Here is a 12,652-nt window from a genome sequence, read left to right as displayed (position 1 = left end):
AAAAATCAAGGAACAAATAAAGTTCATGGTGCACCAATTGGAAATGACGATTTTATAGAAGCAAAAAAATTCTACAATTGGGAATATGAAGATTTTGAAATTTCAGAAGATATTTATGATACATTCAAAGAAAATATTATAGAAAATGGTAAAAAATCATACGAAAAGTGGAATAAACTTTTAGAAGAATATAAGGAAAAATATCCTGTAGATTATAAAGAATACATTAATGGATTTGAAAGAAAATTACCAGAAAATTGGATGGAAGAAGTAAAAAAATATTCTCCATCTGATGAGAGTCTTGCAACAAGAGCATCTAGTGGAGAAATAATCCAAGATTTAGCAAAAGTTACAAAAAATTTCTGGGGTGGAAGCGCAGATTTATTTTCATCTAACAAAACAAATATAAAAAATGCTGAAAGATTTTCAGACACAAATCCTGAGGGAAAAAATGTTTGGTATGGAGTTAGAGAATTTGCTATGAGTGTAATAGCAAATGCCATTGTAGCACACGGCGGAACTTTCCATCACGTTTCTACATTTTTTGTATTTTCAGATTATTTAAAAGCAGGTTTAAGAATTTCAGCTCTTTCACAAATTCCTGTAACTTATGTTTTCACTCATGATTCTGTTGCTGTTGGAGAAGATGGACCAACCCATCAACCAATAGAACAATTAGCCATGATTAGAACAATACCAAATGTAATAATGCTAAGACCAGCAGATGCAAATGAAGTTAGACTTTCTTGGAAAATTGCCCTTGAAAGTAAAAATTGCCCAGTAGTTATAGCTCTAACACGTCAAAATGTAAGTAATCTTGAAGCTACACAAAATATTGATGATATTTCAAATGGAGCTTATATAATTAAAGATTCTGATAAAGAAGTTCCAGATGGAATTTTAATTGCCACAGGTAGTGAAGTAGAATTAGCTTTACAAACAAGAGATGAATTGAAAAAATCTAAGATTGATGTGAGAGTTGTATCAATGCCATCAATGGAATTATTTAGAAAACAAGACCAAGCTTATAAGGAAAAAATTCTTCCAGCAAATGTTAAAAATAGAGTTTCAATTGAAATGGCAAGTTCATTTGGATGGAGTGAATTTACAGGAGATAAGGGAATAAATATTTCTATTGATAGATTTGGAATATCAGGTAATTTTAAAGATGTACAAAAAGAATTAGGATTTACTAAAGAAGAGATAGCTAAAAAATATATAGAAAAATATAATTAATTTGTAGGGGACTGTTGCAGAATTATTTATTTATAATTTTGCAACAGCCCTTTTTATTTTAAAAATATTTTAAAAAGTGATATTATATTACTAGAAATATAAAAATAAGGAGTAATTATGACAATACCAACACCGCATATTTCAGCAAAAAGTAAAGATGAAATAGCAAATACAGTTTTGATGCCAGGAGATCCTTTAAGAGCTAAATATATAGCAGAAAATTTTCTTGAAGATGCAAAAGAATTTACAAATACAAGAGGAATGTACGGATATACTGGTTATTATAAAGGAAAAAGAGTTTCAGTAATGGGAAGTGGAATGGGAATTCCTTCATCAATGATTTATTTTAATGAATTATTTAATTTTTATGATGTCGATACAATAATTAGAATTGGAAGTGCTGGAAGTATGCAAGAAAATATAAAATTACACGATATAGTTCTTGCAACAAGTGCTTGTAGCGAATCATCAATTAACGATAATTTATTTGGAAATATTCATTATTCTCCAACACCTGATTTTGATTTATTACTTGAAGCATACAAAAAAAGTCAAGAATTAGGATACACAACTCACTGTGGTCAAGTTCATTCATCAGACCAATTTTATAGTGAAATGGATGCAAAAGTTTTTGAAAATTTACAAAAATATGGAGTTTTATGCGTAGAGATGGAATCTTATGGTCTTTTTACTGTAGCAAGAAAATATGGAAAAAGAGCCTTAGGAGTTTTTACAATTAGTGATTCCTTAGTATCTAACGAATCTGATAGTGCAGAAAATAGACAAAGTGCTTATACACAAATGATGACACTTGCTTTGGAAATTGCACCAGAATAAGGAGATTAGATGTTAAAAAATATAATACTTGCTGCTGGAGAAGGTACTAGAATGAAATCTAATACCTCAAAAGTTATGACTAAAATTTTAAATAGAGAGCTTATAACTTATATAGTTGATGCTTGCTCATTTGAAAATTCAAACACTATAATAATTGGTGGAAAAAATAAGGATTTATTAAAAGAAAAATTTCCAAATATTGAAATAAAAGAACAAAAAATTGGAAAAGAATTCCCTTACGGAACAGCTTATGCTGTAAGTATGGCTATTGATTTAATAAATGACGATGATGATTGCCTTATTTTAAATGGAGATATTCCACTAATTACAAAAAAATCTCTTGAAGATTTTATTGATTTTCATAAAGAAAATAACAATAGTCTAACTGTTATGTCAACAAAAGTTGACAATCCAAAAGGATATGGAAGAATAATACGAGAAAATAATAAATTCCAAAAAATTGTAGAAGAAAAAGATGCAAGCGAAAAAGAACAAGAAGTAAATGAAATCAACGTTGGAATCTATGCTTTAAAAGGAATTGATTTAAAAAATTCTTTAAAAAAGATTAACACTGATAACAAATCTAACGAATATTATTTAACAGATTGTATCGAAATTTTAAATAATGAAGGAAAAAAAGTAGAGGCTTATATGGCTGACAATCCAGACCAATTTTATGGAATAAATAATAAAAAAGAGCTAGCAAATGCTACAAAACTTTTAAGACAAAGAATTAATGATTATCACATGTTAAATGGTGTAATTATTGATAATCCTAGTATAGTAAATATTGAAATGGGCGTAAAAATTGGAAAAGATACTGTAATATCTGGTCCATGTAAAATTTTAGGAAATACAGAAATTGGCGAAGATTGTATTATTGAAGGCTCATCTAGAATTGAAGATTCAATAATAAAAGATAAGGTTAAAATTGACAATTCTGTAATAGAAAAATCTTTTGTTGATCAAGGAACAGATATTGGTCCGTTTTCACATTTAAGACCTATGGCTAAACTTGGAAAAAATGTCCATATTGGAAATTTTGTGGAAGTTAAAAATTCTGATGTTGATGATAATACAAAAGCAGGACACCTTGCTTATATCGGAGATTGTGATTTAGGTAAAGATATAAATATTGGTTGTGGTGTAATTTTTGTAAATTATGATGGTAAATTTAAACATAGGTCAATTATTGAAGATGGAGCATTTATAGGATCAAATTCTAATATTGTAGCACCTGTTCATGTGAAAAAAGAGGGGTATATTGCTGCAGGCTCAACAATAACAAAAGATGTTGACCAAGGAGAGCTTTCAATAGAAAGAGCTGAACAAAAAAATATATCTGGTTACGTTGAAAAAAAGAAAAAAAGAGATTTGGAAAAGTTAAAGGAGCAAAATTAAAAATGAGTGAATGTTCAAGTTCATCACATATCAAAAGAGGCGATTTAGTTGTATTGGCAGGAAACTCTAATCCTGATTTAGCAGAAGCTGTTGCAAAATCATTGGGCATTAAATTAGGAGAAGTTGAAGTTAAAAAATTTGCAGATAGTGAAATTAATGTAAAAATTAACGAAGCTGTAAGAGGCAAGGATGTATATATCATTCAACCTACTTCTTATCCAACAAACGACAATCTAATGGAATTATTAATAATGACAGATGCATGCAAAAGAGCATCTGCAGGTTATGTAAATTTAGTAGTTCCATATTATGGCTATGCAAGACAAGATAGAAAAACTAGAGGAAGAGAACCAATTAGTGCTAAACTTGTAGCAAATCTTATGACTGTTTCTGGAGCTGATAGGGTTATAACAATGGATCTTCATGCTGGTCAAATTCAAGGATATTTTGATATACCTCTTGATCACTTTACTGCTATTAGATTATTGTCATCATATTTTAAAGAAAAAGCATTTGATAATCCAGATGAATATGTAGTAGTAAGTCCTGATTTAGGAGGAGTAACTAGAGCTAGAAGCTTTGCAGATTATTTGAAATTAACAATAGCAATAATTGAAAAAAGACGCCCAAGACCAAATGTTTCAGAAGTTATGAATGTAATTGGAGATTTTGAAGGTAAACATTGTATTTTAGTTGATGATATTATTGATACAGCTGGAACTATTTGCAATGCAGCAAATTATCTAAAAGAACATGGCGCAAAAGAAGTTTCAATTGCAGCAACTCACGGTGTTTTAAGTGGAAATGCTTGTGAAAATTTAGAAAATTCTTGCGTAAAAGAAGTAGTTATTACAGATACAATAAAATTACCTGAAGAAAAGAAAATTCAAAAAATCAAACAAATCTCAATAGCTCCTTTATTAGCTGAAGCTATAAATAGAATTAACACTTACGAATCAATAAGTGGTCTTTTTGAGGACGGTAAATAAAAATGTATTATATTGTAGGCTTGGGTAATCCTGGTATACAGTATGAGAACACAAGACATAACGCTGGCTTTATAGCTATTGATTATTTAGCTAGAAAATATAGTATTGATGTAAGAAAAATTAAATTTAAATCTTTAATTGGCCAGGGAGTAATTTCTGGCCATAAAGTTATGCTTGTAAAGCCTCAAACTTATATGAATAATTCAGGAGAAGCTATTAGAGAAATATATAAATATTTTGATTTTGACCATGATAAACTCATAGTTATTTATGATGATATAGATATTGATTTTGGAAGTATTAGAATAAGAAAAAAAGGTTCAGCTGGAACTCATAATGGAATGAAGTCAATTATTTACAATCTAGAATTTGATGATTTTCCAAGAATAAAAGTTGCAGTTGGAAAGAAGCCTTCATATATGGATTTGGCTAATTTTGTATTAAGTGGATTTTCAAAACAAGAAGTTAAAATCATTGAAGATGAAGTAAAGCTTGCAAGTGATGCTATCGAGATGATTTTAGAAGAAGGTATAGAAAAAACCATGAGTATGTTTAATTCAAAAAGGCTAGTTGAAGATAATGAATAGCCTTATTAATGAAATTTATAATATTAGTCAAGTTAAGGAAATAATTGAAAATTATAAAAAATTATCTCCAATATTTTTACATGGACTAACTGATGAGAGCAAAGCTCATATTTTTCAAACTCTATTTACTTATACTGGGAAAACATTAATTATTATTTGCGAGAATGAAAAAAAAGCAAAGCTAATGCGTGATGATATTAATTCTTTGCAAGATGATTCTTGTATGTATTTTCCATCAACTGAAATCAACTACTATAATATTAAAAATTTAGAAAATAATAATGAAATAAATCGAATTGAAGTTTTAACAAGGCTTATTAATGAGGATAAATTTATAATTACTACTACTTTAGATGCCTTAAGAAATAAATTAACTCCAAGAAAAATTTTTAAAGATAAGTCATTTAAAATTGATATTGATAGTGAATTAGATTTAAGAGATGTAAAAAAATCATTTATAGAATTAAATTATGATTTTACAAAATTAGTTGAGTCAAAAGGAGAATTTTCTATTAGAGGCTCAATAATAGATTTTTGGCCTATAGAATATGATAATCCTATAAGAATAGAATTATTTGATACAGAAATAGATTCAATAAGATTTTTTGATAAAGACACTCAAAGATCTCTTGAAAATATTGATGAAATAATAATTAGACCAACAAAAGAGTTAATTTATGATAAAAATGATTATCAGAAAATAATTGAATTAATAAAAAAAGATATAAAAAACATATCAGATTCAGGTAATTCTAGAAAATTAAAAGATAAATATAATCAAATAATTTCTTATCTCAATGATAGTTTATATATTGCAAATGAGGATTTAATTACTCCCTATAGAAATGAAAATTTTGATGAATTTTTTGCTTATTTAGATAAAGATTCAATATTTCTTTTTCAAGATTTAAATAGGTCAATTGACAATTTTTCACAAGATATGGAAAAATCGGATCTGGATTTTACAAATCAGTTAGAAAATGGGGAAATATTTCCATCATTTAAAAATATTAAAATAGATATAAATAAAATTTTTACTAATATCAAATCATATCCTATAATAAATTCTTCAAGTTTATTAAAAAACAATAATATAATCAAAGCCAAAAAAATTATTGAATTAAAATCTATTGAGCAAGAAAATTTTAATAAAAATATTGAAAACTTCATTTTTAATATTAATTCTTTAATTAAAAATAATGAAAAAGCTATTATTTTTGCATCTGATAAAAAATCTCTAGAAAGTATAAAAGAAATTTTTAATGAAAATAATATTGACAATTTTTCTATTGGTCTAGATTCTGATTTAAGTAATACCAATATAATCTTAACTGAAAATTCTTTATCAAGAGGTTATATTTTCACTGATAATAAAATAAATTTATATTCTCATAGGGATATTTTTGGTAAAGATAAATTAAAAAATAAAAAAACAAGAAAGAAACCAGTAAGTGCTAAAGATATAATAAATTATTCCGATATAGAAATTGGCGATTATGTAGTTCATGAAAATAATGGTATTGGTATATATAAAGGCATATCTAAAATTGAAGTAAATAATACAAAAAAAGATTATTTTGTAATTGAATACAAGGGAAATGATAAGGTATTTGTTCCTGTTGACCAAATGGATTTAGTTAGTAAATATATTGGTAATAAGGGAGATAAGCCAAAAATTTCATCACTTGGAAGTAATCAATGGAAAAAAGCTAAGCAAAGAGCAAAAAAAGCAGTTGATGAAATAGCAGATGATTTGGTAGAACTTTACGCAAAAAGATCAAAAGCCAAGGGACATGCTTTTAGTGAAGATACAACTTGGCAAAAAGAATTTGAAGATTCTTTTATTTATGAAGAAACGGATAGCCAAGTAAGATCTATTAATGAAATTAAAGATGATATGGAAAATATCAAACCAATGGATAGACTTCTTTGTGGAGATGTTGGTTATGGAAAAACTGAAGTAGCTTTAAGAGCTGCATTTAAAGCAATAATGGACGGCTATCAAGTTTGTTTTTTAGTACCAACTACAATTCTTGCAAGTCAACATTATTCTACAATGAAAGAAAGGTTTAAAGATTATCCTGTCGAGTGTGCTTTATTATCTAGATTTGTAAGTAAAAAAGAACAAGATAAAAATATAAAAAATTTAAAATCAGGTAAAATTGATATTATTGTAGGAACTCATAGGTTACTATCAAATGATATAAAATTTAAAAATCTTGGCTTGTTAATTATAGATGAAGAGCAAAGATTTGGTGTAAGACATAAAGACAAACTAAAAAAATTAAAAGAAAATATTGATGTTTTAACTTTGTCTGCTACGCCAATTCCAAGAACCTTACAATTATCATTGACTGGGATAAGGGATATGTCAACTTTGGATGAACCTCCAGAAAGAAGACTTCCTGTAAATACTTACGTATTAGAATATGATTCATCAATTATAAAAAGAGCTATCGAAAAAGAGCTTGATAGGGATGGGCAAGTATATTTTGTCTATAATAGAGTTTATAATATCGAAAAAATTTACAATGAACTTGTTGAATTAATACCAGATGCAAATATTGCTATCGCTCATGGGCAAATGTCTGCAAAAAATCTTGAAAAAATAATGGAAGATTTTGTGAATGGGGATATTGATATACTTCTTGCCACAACAATCATTGAAACTGGTATGGATATACAAAATGTAAACACAATTATAGTTTATGATTCTGACATGATGGGACTTAGTCAACTTTATCAATTGAAAGGACGAATAGGTCGATCATCTAGGTCTTCTTATGCTTATTTTACTTATGCCAAAGGAAAAGTTTTAACTGAAATAGGTGAAAAAAGATTAAAATCAATTAAAGATTTTTCTGACTTTGGTAGTGGTTATAAAATTGCTATGAGAGATTTAGAACTTAGGGGCGCAGGAAATATTTTAGGTGAAAGCCAAAGTGGGCAAGTAGAAGCTATTGGATATGACTTATATGTTAAATTCTTGCAACAAGCTGTTAATAAAGCAAGCGGAAAAGAATTTAAATCTAGCGATTTAAATGACGTATATATTGACTTGAAAGTGGATGCTTATATTCCAGAATCTTATATAGAAGATCAAGGACAAAAAATAGAAATGTACACTAGAATATCAAGAATTGAAACTTTGGAAGACTATAGTTTTCTTGTTGAAGATTTGATTGATAGATATGGAGATATTCCATTAATGGTTGACAATATAATGTACGTATCATTGGTAAAATCCCTTGCTGATAAATTAGGTTTTGATGAAATTAGAGAAGTGAAAAATGAAATAATAATATCTTATGACGATAGAAATAAATTTACTTTTGAGCAATTATCTCAAATTAATGAAAATTATCACGGAGAACTTTCATTTGACCTTTCACAAAATCCAGCTTTTAAATTACCAAATAAAAATACAAAACTGTTAGACTGTTACGAATTATTAAAAGTTATTAAAAATGTTAAGGAGAAAAAATGAACAAAAGACTTATAGCCTTAGTTTTAGCAACAAGTTTTGCATTAAGTGCTTGTGCTAATGATGGAGCAAAAGACAAAAAAGACAACGGATCAAATGAAACTCAAACTTCAGAAAGTGCAAAAGGAGAAAAATTACCAGATGATGCAGTAGCATTAGTTGGTGGCGAAAAAATCACAAAAGATTCTTATAAAGATGAAATGAGTTTTTATTCTGCAATGCTTGCAAGCAGACAACAATTAAAACCTTCAATTGTTCAAATGCTAGTTCAAGATAAACTTATAGCAGATGATATGAAAAAAAATAATGTAAAAGTTGATGATAAAGCTCTTGATGACAAATTTTTACAATATGTTCAACAATTTGGTGGACAAGAAAAATTTGATAAAATGCTTGAAGATTATAATATGAGTAGTGATAAATTTAAAGAAACAATTAAAAAAGATGAAATTTATCAAAAACACAGAGCTTGGTTTGAAGAAAAAAATCCAGTAGATGAAAAACAAATTAAAAAATATTATGAAGAAAATAAAGATACTCTAGCTCAAGTTAAAGCAAGCCATATTTTAGTAGCTGATGAAGCAACAGCAAAACAAGTAAAAGAAAAACTAGATAATGGAGAAGATTTTGCAAAACTTGCAAAAGAATATTCAAAAGATACAGCTAATGCAGAAAAAGGTGGAGATTTAGGATACTTTACTAAAGATAAAATGGTTAAAGAATTTGCAGATAAAGCTTTTTCTATGAAAAAAGATGAAGTTTCTGATCCTGTTAAAACTTCTTATGGATACCATATAATAAAAGTTACAGATAAAAAAGATTCTCCAGAAGCATTAAAAGATGAAATTTCTAAAACTTTAAATGATAAAAAATATTCTGATTACCTAACAGACCTATTTAACAAAGCAAAAGTAGTAACAGAAGATGGTCCTCAAAAGAAGGAAACAAAAAAAGAATCAAAAACATCTGATAATAAAAAAGATGAAAATAATAAAGAAAATTCCAATAGCAATAATTAGTATTTCTTTAATTTTACTAAGTTCTTGTTCAAAAAAATTTGATAAGAACAAGTATGTAGCTGTTGTTAACGATGAAGGAATAAGCAAAGAATTATTTGAAAAAGAATTAAGTTATTATCAAAAATTTTATTTAAAAAAATATGGAGATAAATTCTTAGATTCTAAATCTAAAAAGGGAGATTCTAATTATAAAAAATTAGAATCTGAACTTTTAGATTCTTTAATTATGGATCAAGCTATGCTTGATGATTTGAAAAAAAACGGAATCAAAGTAACAAAAAATGATTCTCAAGAAATAATCGATAAAATAAGCCAAGAAATTTCATCAAAGGATTCACTAATTGAAAATGTAAAGTCATTTGGTGTTACAGAAGATGAATTTGAAGAAATTTCATATCAAGATTCAATTAGAAAAAAACACTATGATTATTTTTTAAACAATAATAAGGTTAAAGATTCTAAAATTTTAAAATATTATGAAGATAATGAAAATCTCCATAAAAAATATAAGTATGATTGCTTGATTTTTGATGATAAAAAAGAAGCTATAAAAATAAGGTCTAATATTAAAAATTCTGATGATTTTAAAAATCATCTTAAAAATAAAGTCAGAAATTATGATATTTATAGGTCTGAATTTGTTTATAATGATGATAATTTGCTTAAAGAATCATCACTAACCAAGGCAAACGAAATAAGTAATGTATTCAAATACAAAGATTCATACATAATTTTAATGGTTAATTCAATAAATAATAACAAAAAAAGTCTTTTACTTGATGCAAAAGAATTATATTTAAGAAACGAATATAATAATTATTTGAAAAATCTTATAAAAAATTCAAATATCAAGCTTTTTATTTGAAAAACGCTTGAAATAAATAAAATATATATGTATAATCTTACTTAGAGTTAAGCAGAATAGATTAAGATTGATTTATAAGGAGGATATATGAATAAATCAGAATTATTAGTTAATATCTCAGAAAAAAGTGGACTTAAAAAAGTAGAAGCTGAAAGAGCATTAAATGCTTTCATCGAAACTGTAACAGAATCTCTTAAAAAAGAAGAAAAAGTTCAACTTGTAGGATTTGGTACTTTTGAAACTAGAGACAGAAAAGCTAGAGAAGGAAGAAATCCTAGAAAACCTGATGAAGTTATCAAAATTCCAGCTTCAAAAGCTCCAGTATTTAAAGCTGGTAAAACTCTTAAAGAAGCAGTTAACAATAAATAATAATTCAATTTTATATGTTAAAAGCCCAGATTTTTTTCTGGGCTTTTTAATTTATTTTATTTTTTCATATAAGTTTTTTGGATTTTCATCCATATTTACGGTTACCGTTTTGAAATTTTCATAATAAACCATACCAAGTTTAGCTCCCTTTGCCTTATTCACATTCTTTTTTTCTGTGTAGTCAACATCAACTTTATTTGATTTGGCTTGTGATGAGTTTGATGCAGCAAGGTAGGAGGCTATTTTTATATCATTTTCATTTAATAAATTAGTTTTTAAAATAACGTGACTTCCTGGGGCATTTCTTACGTGGAAAAAATAATCATTTTTATTTGCAAGTTTTAAAGTTATATAGTCATTTTGTCTTGAATTTTTTCCAACATATATATTGCTATTATCTACAGTTTTAAACTGCATAGGTTTTGATTTGGCTTTAGTTTTTTTCTTATTCCTACTTGTATTTTTAATTATTTTATTTTCAATTAATTCTTCTTTTATCTCATCTAAATCACTTATGCTTTCACTTCTTTCAACAAAATCACATACTTGATTTAAATAGGCTAATAGGTCTTTTTGATTTGGAAGATCATCTTTTGCAAAATCTATGGAATTTTTAATTTTTTTGTATCTTTTATAGTAACTATCAACATTCTCCCATGGATTTTTTCTAGAGTCTAGGCTTATTTTTATATCTTTATTGTTATTATAAAAATCTTTTAAAATTATTTCTTTATCGCCTTTGTTTAATTTATTTACATTTGCAGCTAGTAAATCGCCTTTCATTCTTATAGAGTCCATATTTTTTTCTTTGCTTAGATTTTTATTTAAAATTTCTATTTTTTTATTAACTAATTTTATTTGAGTATTTATTTTTCTTAATAGATTATTTTTAATTTGTCTAAGTCTATCATTGGATTTGTTTGATTCATAAAAATTTTCAATAGCATTACTCATAGATTTGCATAATATTTTTTCAAATCCAAGACTAGATAAATCAAAGGAATAAAATTCCTTATAATTTCTACTATTCTTATATAAAACTGGACTGTACGTATTATTAATTAATGAATTTCTAAGTTCATATAAATTATCATTAAGCAATTGTTTTTCATCTTCACTTACAAGTCCCCAATTTATTCTAGGATCAATATTTGATTTGTATATTAGCTCTTTGGCAATTGTAGGGGAAAATCCTAAATAATTTTCATATAAAAGTTTTTCTGGATTTTGATTATCTGCTATGTTTTTATCTAATTTTAAAATATCAAGCGAAAAATCTGATTCTAAAATGTTAATTTTATTGCTTTCTATAAATTTATATTCTAGACCTGGCAAGATTTCTCTAACTGATGACATTTTAAAATTTACTCTTTTAATGGAATCTATTATTTTATAATTTTCATCTGTTAGTATTATATTGGAATATTTTCCCATTATTTCTACTATTAATTTATTTGAAATATCAAAACCCATTTCATCAACTGAAGATATATGAAAAATAATAACCCTATCCATTTTATATTGTTCAATATCAACAATTTTACTTTGATTTAAATATTTTCTTAAAACCATGCAAAAATTAGGAGGGCTTATAGGATTTTCATATTTTTTTTCTGTAATATGAACTCTGGCCTCATTATTATTTGCACTTAATAATAACTTGTAGCTTTTTCCAACAGAATATATATTTAAAACAATATCATTTTTGGAAGGTTGGCTAATTTTTTGGATTTTTCCTCCAAGCAATAATTTTTTTATCTCAAAAGTTATGGCTTTTGTTACTAAACCATCGTAACTCATTAAATCACCTCTTTAATTTTTATATTTATATTATATCAGAATAATATACTTGAACTAAATTTTTG

10 protein-coding genes are annotated in these 12,652 nt (G+C 26.5%); 9 read left to right on the top strand and 1 reads right to left on the bottom strand.

Features of this window, described 5'->3' with window-relative positions; genetic code table 11:
- From HMPREF2782_RS01950 to HMPREF2782_RS01910, 9 genes are all read left to right on the top strand, one after another.
- Nucleotides 1-1,236 (top strand): transketolase-like TK C-terminal-containing protein (locus HMPREF2782_RS01950; RefSeq protein ID WP_315940664.1); only part of this gene is annotated, 1,236 nt, incomplete at its 5' end.
- A gap of 117 nt (nt 1,237-1,353) precedes the next feature.
- The gene (gene deoD, locus HMPREF2782_RS01945; protein WP_070640515.1) at nt 1,354-2,073 is read left to right on the top strand and encodes a purine-nucleoside phosphorylase; all 720 of its coding nucleotides are present in this window, start codon (nt 1,354-1,356) and stop codon (nt 2,071-2,073) included.
- Between the two features lie 9 nt (nt 2,074-2,082).
- Nucleotides 2,083-3,474 (top strand): bifunctional UDP-N-acetylglucosamine diphosphorylase/glucosamine-1-phosphate N-acetyltransferase GlmU, encoded by a 1,392-nt coding sequence (gene glmU, locus HMPREF2782_RS01940; RefSeq protein WP_070640513.1) that lies wholly within the window; start codon nt 2,083-2,085, stop codon nt 3,472-3,474.
- Between the two features lie 2 nt (nt 3,475-3,476).
- Complete coding sequence (locus HMPREF2782_RS01935) at nt 3,477-4,463, top strand: ribose-phosphate diphosphokinase (RefSeq protein ID WP_026074028.1); 987 nt, start codon at nt 3,477-3,479, stop codon at nt 4,461-4,463.
- A gap of 2 nt (nt 4,464-4,465) precedes the next feature.
- Nucleotides 4,466-5,050, top strand: coding sequence for an aminoacyl-tRNA hydrolase (pth, locus tag HMPREF2782_RS01930; protein ID WP_070640511.1), 585 nt, complete (start codon nt 4,466-4,468; stop codon nt 5,048-5,050).
- Nucleotides 5,043-8,537 carry a transcription-repair coupling factor gene (gene mfd / locus HMPREF2782_RS01925; RefSeq protein WP_070640509.1) on the top strand — a complete coding sequence of 1,165 codons (3,495 nt, stop codon included), beginning with the start codon at nt 5,043-5,045 and terminating at the stop codon, nt 8,535-8,537. Before pth ends, mfd begins: the two co-directional genes overlap by 8 nt.
- A complete protein-coding gene (locus HMPREF2782_RS01920; protein ID WP_070606719.1) occupies nt 8,534-9,553 on the top strand; it encodes a foldase protein PrsA in 1,020 nt (339 codons plus the stop codon). Before mfd ends, HMPREF2782_RS01920 begins: the two co-directional genes overlap by 4 nt.
- Nucleotides 9,516-10,418 (top strand): SurA N-terminal domain-containing protein, encoded by a 903-nt coding sequence (locus HMPREF2782_RS01915; protein WP_070640506.1) that lies wholly within the window; start codon nt 9,516-9,518, stop codon nt 10,416-10,418. Before HMPREF2782_RS01920 ends, HMPREF2782_RS01915 begins: the two co-directional genes overlap by 38 nt.
- 87 nt (nt 10,419-10,505) lie before the next feature.
- Entirely contained in the window at nt 10,506-10,787 is a 282-nt protein-coding gene (locus HMPREF2782_RS01910) for an HU family DNA-binding protein (protein WP_004838829.1), read from the top strand.
- A 51-nt stretch (nt 10,788-10,838) separates the two neighbouring features.
- Here the strand turns inward: HMPREF2782_RS01910 and HMPREF2782_RS01905 are convergent, their stop codons facing one another.
- Nucleotides 10,839-12,587, bottom strand: a complete 1,749-nt coding sequence (locus HMPREF2782_RS01905; RefSeq protein WP_070640504.1) for an Rqc2 family fibronectin-binding protein — start codon at nt 12,585-12,587, stop codon at nt 10,839-10,841.
- Nucleotides 12,588-12,652 lie beyond the last annotated feature (65 nt).

This window comes from Anaerococcus sp. HMSC068A02, from assembly GCF_001811125.1.
GTDB lineage: Bacteria > Bacillota > Clostridia > Tissierellales > Peptoniphilaceae > Anaerococcus > Anaerococcus vaginalis_C.
This window is presented reverse-complemented; position numbering and strand designations above follow the sequence as displayed.